The 14,339-nt window shown below is 63.5% G+C and carries 14 protein-coding genes and 1 tRNA gene; 4 read left to right on the top strand and 11 right to left on the bottom strand.

Translation table 11 applies throughout. The features are described from left to right. Positions 1 to 341: 341 nt before the first annotated feature. Positions 342 to 1,592 carry an integrase family protein gene (locus tag HZB49_RS15700; protein WP_291612890.1) on the bottom strand — a complete coding sequence of 417 codons (1,251 nt, stop codon included), beginning with the start codon at positions 1,590 to 1,592 and terminating at the stop codon, positions 342 to 344. 404 nt (positions 1,593 to 1,996) lie between these two features. Between HZB49_RS15700 and HZB49_RS15695 the strand changes: the two genes are divergently transcribed. The 3 genes from HZB49_RS15695 to HZB49_RS15685 all read left to right on the top strand — a co-directional run bounded on the left by HZB49_RS15695 (position 1,997) and on the right by HZB49_RS15685 (position 3,621). Then, positions 1,997 to 2,395, top strand: coding sequence for a hypothetical protein (locus tag HZB49_RS15695; RefSeq protein WP_291612889.1), 399 nt, complete (start codon positions 1,997 to 1,999; stop codon positions 2,393 to 2,395). Positions 2,396 to 2,458: 63 nt separating this feature from the next. Next, positions 2,459 to 2,764 (top strand): hypothetical protein, encoded by a 306-nt coding sequence (locus tag HZB49_RS15690; RefSeq protein ID WP_365858104.1) that lies wholly within the window; start codon positions 2,459 to 2,461, stop codon positions 2,762 to 2,764. Positions 2,765 to 2,940: 176 nt separating this feature from the next. Further along, the gene (locus tag HZB49_RS15685) at positions 2,941 to 3,621 is read left to right on the top strand and encodes a ParA family protein (protein ID WP_291612887.1); all 681 of its coding nucleotides are present in this window, start codon (positions 2,941 to 2,943) and stop codon (positions 3,619 to 3,621) included. 84 nt (positions 3,622 to 3,705) lie between these two features. Here the strand turns inward: HZB49_RS15685 and HZB49_RS15680 are convergent, their stop codons facing one another. From HZB49_RS15680 to trxB, 5 genes are all read right to left on the bottom strand, one after another. After that, a complete protein-coding gene (locus HZB49_RS15680; RefSeq protein ID WP_291613055.1) occupies positions 3,706 to 3,876 on the bottom strand; it encodes a hypothetical protein in 171 nt (56 codons plus the stop codon). Between the two features lie 128 nt (positions 3,877 to 4,004). Next, on the bottom strand, positions 4,005 to 4,142 hold the full coding sequence (locus tag HZB49_RS15675; RefSeq protein WP_291612886.1) for a hypothetical protein: 138 nt from the start codon (positions 4,140 to 4,142) through the stop codon (positions 4,005 to 4,007). A 126-nt stretch (positions 4,143 to 4,268) separates the two neighbouring features. Next, positions 4,269 to 5,186, bottom strand: coding sequence for a 4-hydroxy-tetrahydrodipicolinate synthase (dapA, locus tag HZB49_RS15670; RefSeq protein WP_291612885.1), 918 nt, complete (start codon positions 5,184 to 5,186; stop codon positions 4,269 to 4,271). A 483-nt stretch (positions 5,187 to 5,669) separates the two neighbouring features. After that, a complete protein-coding gene (locus HZB49_RS15665) occupies positions 5,670 to 6,593 on the bottom strand; it encodes a LysR family transcriptional regulator (protein WP_291612884.1) in 924 nt (307 codons plus the stop codon). Between the two features lie 19 nt (positions 6,594 to 6,612). Beyond that, positions 6,613 to 7,578 carry a thioredoxin-disulfide reductase gene (trxB, locus tag HZB49_RS15660; RefSeq protein WP_291612883.1) on the bottom strand — a complete coding sequence of 322 codons (966 nt, stop codon included), beginning with the start codon at positions 7,576 to 7,578 and terminating at the stop codon, positions 6,613 to 6,615. Between the two features lie 266 nt (positions 7,579 to 7,844). Between trxB and HZB49_RS15655 the strand changes: the two genes are divergently transcribed. After that, on the top strand, positions 7,845 to 8,321 hold the full coding sequence (locus HZB49_RS15655) for an Lrp/AsnC family transcriptional regulator (protein ID WP_291612882.1): 477 nt from the start codon (positions 7,845 to 7,847) through the stop codon (positions 8,319 to 8,321). A gap of 94 nt (positions 8,322 to 8,415) precedes the next feature. Here HZB49_RS15655 and HZB49_RS15650 read toward each other — a convergent pair whose 3' ends face one another. From HZB49_RS15650 to HZB49_RS15630, 5 genes are all read right to left on the bottom strand, one after another. Then, positions 8,416 to 8,826, bottom strand: coding sequence for a DoxX family protein (locus HZB49_RS15650; RefSeq protein WP_291612881.1), 411 nt, complete (start codon positions 8,824 to 8,826; stop codon positions 8,416 to 8,418). Positions 8,827 to 9,026: 200 nt separating this feature from the next. Continuing rightward, a complete protein-coding gene (gene greA / locus HZB49_RS15645; RefSeq protein ID WP_291612880.1) occupies positions 9,027 to 9,503 on the bottom strand; it encodes a transcription elongation factor GreA in 477 nt (158 codons plus the stop codon). 207 nt (positions 9,504 to 9,710) lie between these two features. Continuing rightward, positions 9,711 to 13,040, bottom strand: a complete 3,330-nt coding sequence (carB, locus tag HZB49_RS15640; RefSeq protein ID WP_291612879.1) for a carbamoyl-phosphate synthase large subunit — start codon at positions 13,038 to 13,040, stop codon at positions 9,711 to 9,713. A gap of 308 nt (positions 13,041 to 13,348) precedes the next feature. Beyond that, a tRNA-Ala gene (locus tag HZB49_RS15635) sits at positions 13,349 to 13,424 on the bottom strand. A gap of 68 nt (positions 13,425 to 13,492) precedes the next feature. Continuing rightward, positions 13,493 to 14,197 carry a class I SAM-dependent methyltransferase gene (locus HZB49_RS15630; protein ID WP_291612878.1) on the bottom strand — a complete coding sequence of 235 codons (705 nt, stop codon included), beginning with the start codon at positions 14,195 to 14,197 and terminating at the stop codon, positions 13,493 to 13,495. Positions 14,198 to 14,339: the final 142 nt, after the last annotated feature.

Below are 14,339 nucleotides of genomic sequence, written 5' to 3'. Positions count from 1 at the left end.
CCATATCGTTGCGCGCAGCATCGTGCCTGTATAGGCAACGCTACCGCACTGAACGATGAAAGGAGCCTCGTCGGTATGTGCGAGGTCAGGCCGGAGCTGCGCGCTTATCATGCTCGCTGACGTGCCGGGCTTACACCGGCGACGTGGGCAGCTCTCTGATCCCCGTCGGGTTTCATCTGCCCGACGATGCCGCATAATCGCAAATCAATGGAAATGCTGTCAATCCCAATGACACCCATTGAACGCCCCGCTAGGAGCGGGATGGAGCGCGGTGCCCTGAGGCCCCGTACATCGCCCTCAACGACGCCCAAAAACGCATGGAGCGCGCTCCGCCCGCGTTTTCAGGCGCGTCGGGCGTGATCGAGGGCGACGACATTTGACGCCCCTTTGGGCGACGTGCCCCGATCAGGGGGCAGTCCGACGACGTTTGCGATGTGTTGCGCGAGGCGGAGCAGGGCGTCAGCGCGCTTCTCCTTGAACTGGGACCTAATGTACGTGCGTTTCACACCGGGGAGCGCGTGCCCCAGGACGACTTCGCCCGTTTGCATGTCGACGCCGATGTCCTCAAGCCGAGTGCGAGCCGTGCGCCGCAGATCGTGCAGGGTCCACCTTGGGATCGGATGCGGGAAGAGCTCCTGCAACTCGACCTTGCGTTGGCTGAACGAATTGAACGGCTTGTGCTCCCCTTTGTGCTCGACACCGAACACGTAGGGGTTCCCCTTGATGCGAGGCAGGGTCTTGAGGATTTGCAAGGCAAGGGGCGGGAGTTGCAGGACTTGGCCCGTGCCCTTGGCGTCGCCCGGCTCCTCGCGGATGTACCAAGTGTCCCCGACGACCTCCGACCATTTGGCCGTCGTCAGGCATTGACGGCGTTGGGCCGTCAGGAGAAGCAGTCGGACGAGACCACCGTATTGCCCGCCCAGCTTGGTCGCGGCGCGCCACACGAGCCGGAGTTCCTCGTCGTCGAGAACGCGCTCCCGGCCGCCGCCTCGCCGCTTGTTCTTACCTCGGCGCTTTGGCCGATAGCGGAGCGGGCTTTCGTAGTTGTCGAGGATCTCCTCGTCCTCGACCCACATCATGACGGAGCGGATCAGGGCGAAAACGATATCGGCTTGCCGCACGCCATTCGCCCTGCGCATGCTGCGCCGCAACTGGCCCGCATCGCTCTTCTTGAGGTCAATGAATACCTTCTTGCCCAGCGCCGGAACGACGTATCGGTTGAGACAGCGTTCGGTCTCCTTCTTGGTCCTGAAGTTGGCGACGACCTCGGCGATGTACTTTTTGATCACATCCTCAAATGTCGCATTGTACCACCACGCCTGATCCTCAGTTGCTCCTGCTCCAGGCTTCGGCCTGACATGCTGATCGGGGTCGAACTTTTGAGCGGCCTTGCGAGCGGCCTCCACGTTGAACTTATCGGGGTCCCATCGGCCGAGCTTATGCGTTCGCGTTTTGCCGTCCGTCTTGTATCGAACACGGAACGTCTTTGCGCCGCCGTATGACATGCGAAGAATGAGTTCAGTGCGAACAGTGTCGAACCAATCCTCTTGTGGCAGCGTGAGCTTGTGACGCGCGATCCACGTGTCGCTCAATCGCTGCTTCCTGTTCTCCTTCGGCCTTCTGCTCTCACTCATGACGCGCCCCGATTGTCGATTTAGGTGCCGTTTGGGTGACGATCATGCATTGATGATCGCAACTCCCGATGCACCCCGATGATATCGGATGAACGTCGAAAAATCGACTTAAGTTATTGAGTTTACGTGATTATTTGGCGTTGACAGCCTCGATGGTTGTTATTGAACGCCAATGACGCGATCAGGGGCATGACTGTGGAACAGGAGGTCGGTGGTTCGAGCCCACCCAACTGTACCAGCTTCGCCTGCCTGCACTTCGATCTCTGACAGCGTGGCGGCGCCCGGACTTCCGTCGCCTCGGCTTGCCAATCTCACCGCCTTCACCCACTATCCCCTCGGGGCTTTTCTCTGCTGGGGGATTCATGAGCGCCATTTTGAGGTGGGGATTTCATTTCGGCCTGGTGCTCGCGCCAGTGCTTCTGGCATCCGCAAGTCCCGCTTTCGCCTATACCCCGGAACAGCAGCAAGCCTGCACCCCGGACGCCATGCGGCTGTGCGGCAGCTACATTCCCGATGTCGACCGCATCACCGCCTGCATGATCCAGCGGAAGTCGCAGCTCTCGCCGGAATGCCGCCGTTTCTTCCGGCCCGGTCCGGAGCCGCGCCAGCAGGCGGCCGGGCCGCCGACCGACATCAGGCCGGTGGCCCGGAAGCCGGCGACCGCCGCCAAGACGAAGAAGCTGGCCGGCAGCGACCCGACCCGCCGTCAGGCCAAGGGAACTCCCGCCACCAGTTCCAAGCCGGTTTCCGCGACAGACTGACGCCTTGTCGCGGGCGATGCGATCGCCATCTCTCCGGCAGGGCGCGGAGAGACTTTCTTGAGCGTGAACTATCAAAACGAGCTCGACCGGCACTTTGCCTGGTTCGAGGCGAAGCTGCCGGCCGGTCCGGCGCGCTTCGTCAGCTGGCTGCGCCGCCCTTCGTCTCGGTTGGTGCGGATTCCGCTTGCCGCGCTCCTGGTGGTCGGCGGCTTCCTCTCGTTCCTGCCGGTGCTCGGGTTCTGGATGCTGCCGCTCGGACTCCTTTTGTTCGCGCAGGACGTGCCGGCGCTGCAGCCGCCGCTGGTTCGCATGCTCGCCTGGGTTGAACGCAGATGGAACGGGCGGCAGCGCGCGCGGAACGCGCCGTAGGCCAAAGGACTCGCCCGGTTGCGTTTTTCGGGCCGCCAGGGCCGAACGGTGTGACTCAAAAGCCAACTGTGCAGGCGATTCAGGAGCTTCGCCTGCAATTGCCCGCAAATTCTCCTTTCACGAATCACTTCGCTGATTCATTTTTGGCTTCTGGGGTCAATCTGGAGGCCAAGGGAATGAACGTCATTGTTTTTGCATCGCGTAAGGGGGGCTCGGGCAAAAGCACCCTGGCTGCTCACCTTGCCGCGCATGTCCACAAGTCAACGAGACCGTGCCTGCTGGTCGATGGAGATCCGCAGGGGTCCCTGACGCTCTGGCACAAGCTGCGCGGCACCAACGAACCGCCGATCCGCACCGCCGTCCGCTCGGTCGGCGAGATCATCGCCGCCGCCAAGCGCGACGGCATGGAATGGGTTTTCATCGACACGCCGCCGAATCTCTCGGCGGTCGTCGACGACGCGATCAAGAATGCGACGATGGTGATCATTCCGGCGCGGCCCGGCGTGTTCGACGTCAACGCCGTGCAGGAGACCATCCAGATCTGCCGTTCGGCCCGCAAGCCCTACGCGGTCGTGCTCAACGGTGCGCCGGCGCAGCGCGACGGGCTGGAGAGCCCGATCGTCACCATCGCGCGTGAGTCCCTCACAAAATTCCGTGCACCGGTGTGGGGCGGCCAGATCACCAACCGCGCCGACCTCTTGATGGCGCTCAGCCATGGCGAAGGCGCCCGCGAATATTATGCGGAAGGCCGCGCGGCGGCCGAGATTGCGCGCCTGTGGGCCGCGATCGAACGTTCGGTGAAGGCGATCCGCGGTGCGGCGCCGTCGACCGGCGCGATGCACAAGCAGGCGGCGTAACTTTCGCGTCAGCCCCGGAGTGTTGCAAAACGCGCGGCCTCCCGCGCGTTTTGCTTTTTGCCGGATGGCAGTTCCCGCGATGACTTACGCGACCATCAGCATGTAGAAGAAGATCACCGGCGACATGGTGAGCAGGACCGACCAGATGCCGATGGCCCACAGGATGTCCTCTATGGTGAAGCCTCTCTGCCTCACGATCGGCAAGACCGGCATGACCGGCGGTTCGATGACGGCAAGATTGTCTTGATTGTCCACGACGCGCCCCCGCGCTTTTTGTTCTCGTTGTCGTCAGACGATACGCGGCGGACTTTAAAATCCCGGCCGCGACTTCGCTCGCATTTGAACACAGGTGCTACCGCGGATTAACCACGGCAGCATCGGCCTCAGGCGCCGAGCAGGCGCAAGGCCGCGACCGGCACGAAGCCGATCAGCATCGCCCACAGCGCGAATGACGACACGATCATGACGTCGGTGGTACGTTGCGCGCGCTCGTAGGTCGCAAAGTTCGGATTGGTCGGCATGGTCTCCCCCCGTTTTTGTCGTTATGGGGACATTCATACGCCGAAGGTTTTAAGGTTGCGGTCGCGGCGTGGCGCGGAGTCGATCGAATGCTTTCACCGCTGCTTAACCACGCCGCTACCCCTGGATCAGGCCCTCCGCAGCAGCGGCGGTGCGCGGCGCGCGATCTCGCGATCGAGCGTGGCGGCAAGCTCAGTGCTCACCTCCACCATCGGCAGCCGCACCTCGGGGCTGTCGATCAGGCCGCTGCTCCACAGCCAGTGCTTGGCCGGCGAGGGGCTCGGCTCCGTGAACAGCAGCCGTGTCAGCTCCGCGACTTCGCGCCATTGCGCCTGCGCGCCCTCCTGGTTGCCTTCCCACAACATCGTCCGCACCGCGGCGAAGGCCTCGGTCTCGACATGAGCGGAGAGCAGGATCGCGCCGTCGGCGCCGTCGACCAGCGCATTGTGGTATTCCGCATCCTCGCCGGTCAGCACGCGGAAGCCGGCCGGGCGCCGACGCAACAGCTCGATCGATTGCTCGCGGTTGGCGCCGCAATCCTTCATGCCGGCGATGTTCGGATGCTCCGCCAGCTTCAGCAGCGTGTCGTTGTCGATGCCGACAGCCGTGCGATACGGAATGTTGTAGAGCACGAGCGGCCAGGAGGCGTGGTCGGCAAGCGCCGTGAAATGCCGCAGCAATCCGCGCTGCGACGGCCGGATGTAATAAGGGCTTGCGATCAGATAGCCGTCGATCGGCCAGGCCGCCGTCTCGTCCAGCGCATCGAACATCTTGTGCGTGCTCGCGCCCGACAGCCCCAGGCAGATCGGGATATAGCGGCCGCTTGCGGATATCTCGGCCCGCGTGATCGCGACCAGACGCTCCAGCTCGTTCATGCCGAGCGACATGCCCTCGCCCGATGTCGCCGCGAGGATCAGCCCGTCCACCGGGAGGGCCGCATAATGTCGCACCAGCCGCCGCAGCGAGGTCTCGTCCAGCTCGTTGTTGCGGAACGGCGTCACCAGCGGCAGCCACAGGCCGCGCAATTGTTCGCGTAAGTCAGTCATGGTCCTTCTCCTTGCAGTGTTGCGCCGGAGACGGGACCAACAAAAAACCCCGTCCGAACGGCGGGGTTTGGGATCGGTCGGGCTTTCAGAAATTTCAGCGCGCGCGATCGCAAGTCCCCGGGAGGGGACCTTTTTTCACCTGCGCTGCGACACACGGGAACGTGATCATGATTCGATCATGCGGGCCGGCGCGCCGCATGTCAACGGCATGACATTGCACCCGGTGCATTCGCTCAATCCAGAAAAAAAGCCGGGCCCATGAGAGCCCGGCTTAGGTATTGGCCACGTGAGGCCGACACAATCACCTTCCAAGAGGGATTACTGAACGTCCGCGCCACTGGAGGAGGGGGACAAATGCGTAACGCGAAAGCTCAGCGTACGTTCATTATGGGGTGCGTCATCGCCCTGCAGCAAGCACCCGAGCCGCATGTCAGACATGCGGACTCCGGGGGCTCGCGCGGAACGCGAGCCTGCCATGCGAGCCTATGAGGGCCAGCGCTGCGCCTTGCTGACCACGAAGTCGCGGAATACCTGCACCCGCGCCACCGTCTTCAGCTCTTCCGGATAGACGAAGTAGGTGTCGATCTGCATCGAGTCCGATTCGCCGAACAGCTGCACCAGGCGGTTGTTGTCCTCGACGAGGTAGTCCGGCAGCGCGGCGATGCCGAGGCCCTGCTGGCAGGCGCGGACGAGACCGAGGATGTTGTTGACCTTGAAATAGGCCTCGCGCGGGCCGGAGCCGTTGCGGCCGGCCTCGATCAGCCAGCTGCGGTTCTGCAGGTGGGTCGGCACCTGGGCGTCGCTCAGCATGATGATGCGGTGCTGGTCGAGATCGTCGAGCGTGCGCGGCGTGCCGAAGCGCTTGATGTATTCCGGCGAGCAATAGGCGTGGAAGCCGATCGAGAACAGCTTGCGTTGGATCAGGTCCGGCTGCGTGGGCTTGCGGGTGCGGATGGCCACGTCGGCCTCGCGCATCGACAGGTCGAGTTCCTCGTCGGTGACGATCAGCGAGATGCGGATGTCGGGATAGAGCGCGGTGAACTCGTCGAGCCGCGGCACCAGCCAGTTGATGCCGAGCGCGGGCGGCGTGGTGATCTTGAGATCGCCGCTCGGCCGCTCGCGGCTGTCGGTGAGCTTGGCGCGCGCCGCCTGCAGCTGCATGAACACGTCATGCGCGGTGCGGAACAGCAGGTCGCCCTGCTCGGTGAGAATGAGCCCGCGGGCGTGGCGGTGGAACAGCGAGACCGAAAGCTCCTGCTCCAGCGCGCTGACCTGGCGCGAGACCGCCGATTGCGACAGGCCGAGCTGCTCGCCCGCATGCGTGAAGCTGCCAGCCTCCGCCGCGGCGTGAAACACCTTCAGCTTGTCCCAGTCCATATCCGTGAATCCGTCCCTGGATCGTGCCATCGCTTTTCCGCCGCTGTCGCTATTCTGCCGCCGCGCGATCGCCGGCGCGCAGTGCAAGGAACCGTTCGGCCTCGAGCGCTGCCATGCAGCCGAGACCAGCGGCCGTGACCGCCTGCCGGTACGTCTCGTCAGCGACGTCGCCAGCGGCAAACAGTCCCGGTACCGAGGTGGCGGTCGAGTTCGGGGCCACCTCCACATAGCCGGAGGGTTTCAGCTTGATCTGGTCTTTCACCAGTTCGGTCGCCGGCGCGTGTCCGATGGCGATGAAGACGCCGTCCGCAGGCAGCTCTGACAGCGCGCCGGTCTTGACGTTCTTCAGCCGCACAGAGGTGACCTTGCTCGGATTCTCATCGCCCTTGATCTCGTCGATGGCGCTGTCCCAGATCACGCTGATTTTCGGGTTCTTGAACAGCCGGTCCTGCAGGATGCGCTCGGCGCGGAAATGGTCGCGCCGGTGCACCACGGTGACCTTCGATGCGAAGTTGGTGAGGAACAAGGCTTCCTCGACCGCGGTGTTGCCGCCGCCGACCACGATCACTTCCTTGCCGCGGTAGAAGAAGCCGTCGCAGGTGGCGCAGGCGGAAACGCCAAAGCCCTTGAACTTCTCTTCAGACGGCATGCCAAGCCAGCGTGCCTGCGCGCCGGTGGCGAGGATCACCGTCTCGGCCAGATAGACCTCGCCGCTGTCGCAGGTCAGGCGAAACGGCCGCTGCGCCAGATCCAGCCTGGTCACGAGGTCGGTGACGATCTTCGTTCCGACATGGGTGGCCTGCTTTTCCATCTGCTCCATCAGCCACGGGCCCTGGATGACGTCGGCGAAGCCGGGATAGTTTTCCACGTCGGTGGTGATGGTGAGCTGCCCGCCGGGCTGGATGCCCTGGATCAGGATCGGCTCGAGCATCGCGCGCGCGGCGTAAATCGCCGCCGTATACCCTGCCGGACCGGAGCCGATGATGACGACCTTGGCGTGGATGGGGGCGGGCATGGTGAGTTGCGCTCTCGAAGGGGGATGATCGGCACGGAAGCTGAAACTGCCCCGAAAAGGCAGCGCGGCGACGCCGAAATTGTCATTTCCAAGTCTATGATATGTGGCCAGCCATGCAAGTTTTGCAGTCCATCTCGGCGAATTTTCCCGCTTTTGTGAAAATTGTGGCAGTGCACGCGAAATAAAATTGCGCTGTCCGCACCGCCTACGCTAAGAGAGTTGCAAGGGGAAAATCCCCGCATGCAGTTTTAGGGACCTGGGCGCGCGTGTCGAAGCATCTGGACGAAATCGACCTCAAGATCCTCAGCGAGATCCAGGCCGACGGCCGAATCACCAATGTGGAACTGGCCAAACGGGTCGGTATCTCGCCGCCGCCCTGTCTGCGCCGGGTCCGCACCCTCGAGGAGGAAGGCTACATCCAGGGGTATCGGGGTCTGCTCGACCCGCGCCGGCTCGGATTCGATGTCACCGTGTTTGCTTCCGTCCACCTCTCCAGCCAGGCGGATGCGGACTTGCGCGCGTTCGAGGAATTCGTGCGCGCCGAACCATTGGTGCGGGAATGCTGGATGCTGTCGGGCGAGGTCGACTTCATCCTGAAATGCGTCGCGCCCGACATGGCGACGTTCCAGGAGTTCGTCACGCATCTCACCGCGGCGCCGCACGTGCGCAACGTCAGAACGTCGCTGGTGCTGCACAATTCGAAATACGAGGCGGCGGTGCCGCTGGAATTGAAGCGGAATTGACGCCTCAGAGTCATTCCGGGGCGATGCGTAGCATCGAACCCGGAATCTCGAGATTCCGGGTCTGGTGCTTGCGCACCATCCCGGAATGACTGCGTCACTTCTTCCGCATCGCGTCGACGCTGTAGGGCCCGCCGCCTGCGGTCGCGAGATAGAGGCAGGCGAAGCAGAACATGATCGCCAGCGTGCCGCCGTTGAGCAGCGGGAAGAACACCGGCTTGGCGGCATCCTTGAACATGTGGCCGAGGAAGTAGGCGACCGCCATCTGACCCGACAGGATGAACGCGCTGAGGCGTGTGAACAGGCCGATCATCAGGAGCGCGCCCAATACCAGCTCGATCGTACCCGCCGTGACGATCAGCGGCGGTATCTTGGCGAACATCGGCACCGCCGGAAATCCGAGGATTTTGGCGACGCCGTACTGAAACAACAGCAATCCCGTGATGAAGCGAAACAGGCTGAGCGCAACCGGCTGCCACTTCTCGAGCATCTTTTCGAATTGACCCATTGATTTTCCCCCCTTGTTTGGCGATTGACCCCAGACCTCAAGCAATACCGCACTATCCGGCCTTCGTCACCGGCATGTGAAATCAACACCCGCCGTGTTGAATCATTCCCACGGCCGCGCCTGTGCGCAACCCCCGATTTGCAATGCAACAAAAAAGCCGCGCATGGCGCGGCTCTTTCGCAACGGTAACTCGGGGGTGACTACCGCCACTCCACCTTGGTGATTTCATAGGCCTTGGCGCCGCCCGGCGCCATTACTTCCACGGTCGTGCCCTTCTTCTTGCCGATCAGCGCGCGCGCCAAAGGCGAAGTGATGGAGATGCGGCCCTTCTTGGCGTCGGCCTCGACCTCGCCGACGATCTGCCACACCGCCTTCTTGTCGGTATCCTCGTCGATCAGCGTGACGGTGGCGCCGAACTTGATGGTGTCGCCGGACAGTTTTGTGATGTCGATGATGTCGGCGCGCGCGAGTTTGTCCTCGATTTCCGCGATGCGGCCCTCGTTATGTGACTGCTCTTCCTTCGCAGCGTGATATTCGGCGTTCTCCGAAAGGTCGCCATGCGAACGCGCTTCCGCGATATGTTCGATGATGCGCGGACGATCCACCGTTTGGCGTTTCTTCAATTCCTCCTCGAGCGCGGCGTAGCCCGGCGCTGTCATCGGAACCTTTTCCACCATCTTTCCTGTCCTTCAACCGTGCGGTCCATTGAAGGCCCGCACGCAACGATTGTCGATTCGGCTTTTGGCGCCCCGGTCCGCGGGTCCCTCAAGCCTTACTGATTTCGGCCCCTTTCGGGGCCGACACAACGTCCACAACGAGCGGAGAGTTCCAGCCTAACGGCTTGTTTTCCAATCGCTTAGCGGGCGCTCCGGCCCGGGATGCGATCAACTCTCGGAAAAATAGCTCTGCAGGGTGCGGACCTCAAGGTCCCCGTCCCGGTAGGCGCGGATGCCCTGGGCCGCAGCCTTTGCACCGGAAAGAGTGGTGTAATAGGGCACTTTATGCAAGAGGGCAGCGCGCCGCAGCGAGCGGCTGTCGGCCAGCGCCTGCGGCCCCTCGGTGGTGTTGAAGACGAGCTGCACCTCGCCATTGGTGATGGCGTCGACGATATGCGGCCGGCCCTCCAGCACCTTGTTGACCTTCTCGGTCGGCACGCCGTTGTCGGAGAGATAACGCTGGGTGCCCGAGGTCGCCATCACCTTGAAGCCGAGCGAGTGCAGCAGCCGCACGGCGTCCGCAATGCGCATCTTGTCGTCGCCGCGCACCGAGACGAACACGGTGCCCTGGCGCGGCACGCGCGTGCCGCCGCCGAGCTGGCTCTTGGCGAACGCCACCTCGAAGGAACGGTCGATGCCCATCACCTCGCCGGTCGAGCGCATCTCGGGTCCGAGCACGGTGTCGACGCCGGGGAAGCGCGCGAAGGGGAATACCGATTCCTTCACGCCGACATGGCCGAGCTTCTTTTTCTTCAGCTTGAAGTCCGCGAGCTTTTCGCCGGCCATGATGCGCGCGGCGATCTTGGCGACCGGCGTGCCGACTACTTTCGCCACGAACGGCACCGTGCGCGAGGCGCGCGGGTTGACTTCCAGCACGTAGATGTCGCCGTCCTTGATGGCGTATTGCACGTTCATCAGGCCGACCACGTCGAGGCCGAGCGCGAGTTCGCGGGTCTGCCGCTCCAGTTCCTCGATGGTTTTCGCATCGAGCGAATGCGGCGGCAGCGAGCAGGCGGAGTCGCCGGAATGGATGCCGGCTTCCTCGATGTGCTCCATGATGCCGACGATGAAGGTGTCCTTGCCGTCGCAGAGGCAATCGACGTCGACTTCGGTCGCGTCCGACAGATAGCGGTCGAACAGCAGCGGGTTCTTGCCGAGCACGGTGTTGATCTGCCCGGTCTTGTCGTTGGGGTAACGCGCCTTGACGTCCGCCGGCACGAGTTCAGGCAACGTGCCGAGCAGGTAATTGTCGAGCTGCTCCTGCTCGCGGATGATCTGCATGGCGCGGCCGCCGAGCACATAGGACGGGCGAACCACCAGCGGCAGGCCCAGATCGGCCGCCACCAGGCGGGACTGCTCGACCGAATAGGCGATGCCGTTCTTCGGCTGCTTCAGGCGGAGCTTGTCGAGGATGCGCTTGAAGCGGTCGCGGTCCTCGGCGAGGTCGATCGCTTCCGGCGAGGTGCCGAGGATCGGCACGTCGGCCGCTTCCAGCGCGCGCGCCAGCTTCAGCGGCGTCTGGCCGCCGAACTGCACGATCACGCCGTGCAGCGTGCCGTTCTTGCGCTCGGTCGCGATGATCTCCAGCACGTCTTCGGCCGTGAGCGGCTCGAAGTAGAGGCGATCGGCGGTGTCGTAGTCGGTCGACACCGTTTCCGGATTGCAGTTGACCATGATGGTCTCGTAGCCGGCCTCGTCCAGCGCGAAGCAGGCGTGGCAGCAGCAATAGTCGAATTCGATGCCCTGGCCGATGCGGTTCGGCCCGCCGCCGAGGATGATGACCTTCTTCTTGTCCGACGGCGCGCTCTCGTCCGCGACGGCGCCCGCGAACGGCGCCTCATAGGTCGAATACATGTAGGCGGTGGGAGAAGCGAACTCGGCCGCGCAGGTGTCGATGCGCTTGAACACAGGCCGCACATCGAGCCCGTGGCGTTTGGCGGTGACTTCGGCTTCGGTGAGGCCGGCGAGCACGGCAAGCCGCGCGTCGGAAAAGCCCATGCCTTTCAGCGTGCGCATGCCGAAGCTGTTCGGCGGCAGGCCGTTGGCGCGGATCCTGGCCTCCATGTCGATGATGCCGCGCATCTCCGCCAGGAACCAGGGATCGATCTTGCAGGAGTTGAAGATGTCCTCGTTGGACCAGCCGAGCCGCATCGCCTGCGCCACCTGCAAGATGCGGTTCGGCGTCGGCGTGCCCAGTGCGGCGCGGATGGCGTTCTTGTCGTCATCGCGTCCAAGGCCTTCGATCTCGATCTCGTCGAGGCCGGTCAGGCCGGTCTCCAGGCCGCGCAGCGCCTTCTGCAGGCTCTCCTGGAAGGTGCGGCCGATCGCCATGACTTCGCCGACCGACTTCATCGAAGTGGTCAGGGTCGGCGAAGCGCCCGGAAACTTCTCGAACGCAAAGCGCGGGATTTTCGTGACGACGTAATCGATGGTCGGCTCGAACGAAGCCGGCGTCGCGCCGCCGGTGATGTCGTTGGCGATCTCGTCCAGCGTGTAGCCGACCGCGAGCTTGGCCGCGACCTTGGCGATCGGAAAGCCGGTGGCCTTCGAGGCCAGCGCGGAGGAACGCGACACGCGCGGGTTCATCTCGATGATGACCATGCGGCCGTCGGCCGGGTTGATGCCGAACTGCACGTTCGACCCGCCGGTCTCCACCCCGATCTCGCGCAGCACCGCGATCGAGGCGTCGCGCATGATCTGGTATTCCTTGTCGGTAAGCGTCAGCGCCGGCGCGATGGTGATGGAATCGCCGGTGTGCACGCCCATCGGATCGAGGTTCTCGATCGAGCAGATGATGATGCAATTGTCCTTCTTGTCGCGCACCACCTCCATCTCGAATTCCTTCCAGCCGAGGACGCTTTCCTCGATCAGGACTTCGTTGGTGGGGGAGGCGTCGATGCCGCGCTCGACGATCTCGATGAACTCGGCCTTGGTGTAGGCGATGCCGCCGCCGGTGCCGCCCATGGTGAAGGACGGACGGATAATGGCGGGCAGGCCGATATGGTCGAGCGCGCGCAGCGCATCGGGCAGGTTCTTGGTCTGGGTCGAGCGCGGGGTCTCCAGCCCGATCTTGGTCATGGCCTCGCGGAAGCGGCCGCGGTCCTCGGCCTTGTCGATGGCATCGGCGGTGGCGCCGATCATCTCGATATTGAATTTGGCGAGCGTGCCCTGCTTGCGCAGCGACAGCGCGCAGTTCAGCGCGGTCTGGCCGCCCATGGTCGGCAGCAGCGCAAAGCCGCCGGGAATGACGTTGCGCTCCTTCTCGATGATCTTCGCCACGATCTCCGGCGTGATCGGCTCGATATAGGTCGCATCCGCCAGCTCCGGATCGGTCATGATCGTCGCCGGGTTGGAATTGACGAGGACGACGCGGTAGCCCTCTTCCTTGAGCGCCTTGACCGCCTGGGTCCCGGAATAGTCGAATTCGCAAGCCTGGCCGATCACGATGGGACCGGCGCCGATTATCAGGATGGTGGAGATGTCGGTTCTTTTGGGCATCAAGTCTCACGGGATGGGCGGAACTGGGCACAAAAAAAGGGCGCGCTGGCCGCGCGTCCCCTTATGCCGACAGCGTGAGGGAACCCCTCGCGCGCGGGTGGTCTTTAGACCAGTTTCCGCACCCGCGAAACCCCCAAAAACGGGCCATCAACGGGGAATTCAGGGGGAAATTTGGGAATGCCGGGCCTGGCGCTTCGGGGCTTCGGTTACCAGTCCGTCTTCGCTCTCATTCCATTCGAGCTTCGCCGGACACGCTTGCCCCGCCGGTCCGCGTGGCTGCGCCACGCGTAGCCCGTCAGGGCGAAGCGTGGAGGCCCGGCCTGGATTTGAACCAGGATAAAGAGCAATGCACTGCTCCCGCGTCGACGCTTCCGCCACCGGGCCGGTTCCATCATGACCCAGGATGTTACGCCCGGGCCACCTTTACCGGCTGTTAACCCTAACCGGCCGGCTCATGTGCCGGTGAAGGCGTGTCGCGCCTCGAAGGTCATGCGCCAGGGGTTGTGGCCGATATTGTGGAGCGCGCGCGAGCCTGAGAAGCCGAATTTGGCGAACTTCGCCTTGATCTCGTCCTCGCTGTAGCGCTGCAGGCCGACCCGGGTGCGCAACTCGCGATAGTCCGACAATGCGGTCGAGATCAGCCCGACCAGCGCGTCTTTCAGGAATCCGTTCTTCATGGCGAACTGCAGCAGCGCCAGCACGTCCCGGAACATGCCGACCTCGGGCCGCAGGATATCGCCGAGCACGAAGCGGCCGGAGGGCTTCAGGATCCGCTTGACGGTGGCAAAGGCGGCGTCGAGCTCGTCCGGCGTCATATATTGCGCCACCGAATTCATCACGACGAGATCGACCGAGTTCTCGGCCATCTTCCTGACGTCCTCGAGCGAACGCACGCGGATTTTGGTATTGGGCGCAAAGCGCGCGATCAGCCGGCCGCGCACGCCGGGCGCGGGCTCGGCGAGGTAGAGCAGGCCGCAGGCATCCGCCACGCGTCCGGCCGACAGCGCCTCGCCGCAGGCATAGTCCAGCACGACCGCATCGGGGGAGGAAACATAGCCGGCGATATCCCGCGCAATGAGGGCAAAATGCCGGTCGCGATGCAGCTTGCTCACATAGATCGTGTGCGTGGAATCGTAATAGTCGATCCATTCATCCATGGATGGGGCCCGGAAAAGGAGGTTCCGGCCTTCGGAACCGTCGCTTGCGTGATGCGTTAGAGGGTTCAGCGGCGAATGTCCAACGCCCGGTCCTCAGAAAAAAGGTGCATCGTGAGCAAAGCCAGCAACAAATCCGAAAAAG

Origin of the sequence: Bradyrhizobium sp. (genome assembly GCF_016219575.1) — a bacterium.
Lineage (GTDB): Bacteria > Pseudomonadota > Alphaproteobacteria > Rhizobiales > Xanthobacteraceae > Bradyrhizobium.
This window is presented reverse-complemented; position numbering and strand designations above follow the sequence as displayed.

What these genes read in the sequence shown, in the direction of transcription:
- HZB49_RS15695 (WP_291612889.1), top strand. Translation starts at nt 1,997, where the DNA reads ATGAGCGCCATTTTGAGGTGGGGATTTCATTTCGGCCTGGTGCTCGCG.
- HZB49_RS15685 (WP_291612887.1), top strand. Translation starts at nt 2,941, where the DNA reads ATGAACGTCATTGTTTTTGCATCGCGTAAGGGGGGCTCGGGCAAAAGC.
- HZB49_RS15675 (WP_291612886.1), bottom strand. Translation starts at nt 4,142, where the DNA reads ATGCCGACCAATCCGAACTTTGCGACCTACGAGCGCGCGCAACGTACC.
- dapA (WP_291612885.1), bottom strand. Translation starts at nt 5,186, where the DNA reads ATGACTGACTTACGCGAACAATTGCGCGGCCTGTGGCTGCCGCTGGTG.
- HZB49_RS15665 (WP_291612884.1), bottom strand. Translation starts at nt 6,593, where the DNA reads ATGGCACGATCCAGGGACGGATTCACGGATATGGACTGGGACAAGCTG.
- trxB (WP_291612883.1), bottom strand. Translation starts at nt 7,578, where the DNA reads ATGCCCGCCCCCATCCACGCCAAGGTCGTCATCATCGGCTCCGGTCCG.
- HZB49_RS15650 (WP_291612881.1), bottom strand. Translation starts at nt 8,826, where the DNA reads ATGGGTCAATTCGAAAAGATGCTCGAGAAGTGGCAGCCGGTTGCGCTC.
- greA (WP_291612880.1), bottom strand. Translation starts at nt 9,503, where the DNA reads ATGGTGGAAAAGGTTCCGATGACAGCGCCGGGCTACGCCGCGCTCGAG.
- carB (WP_291612879.1), bottom strand. Translation starts at nt 13,040, where the DNA reads ATGCCCAAAAGAACCGACATCTCCACCATCCTGATAATCGGCGCCGGT.
- HZB49_RS15630 (WP_291612878.1), bottom strand. Translation starts at nt 14,197, where the DNA reads ATGGATGAATGGATCGACTATTACGATTCCACGCACACGATCTATGTG.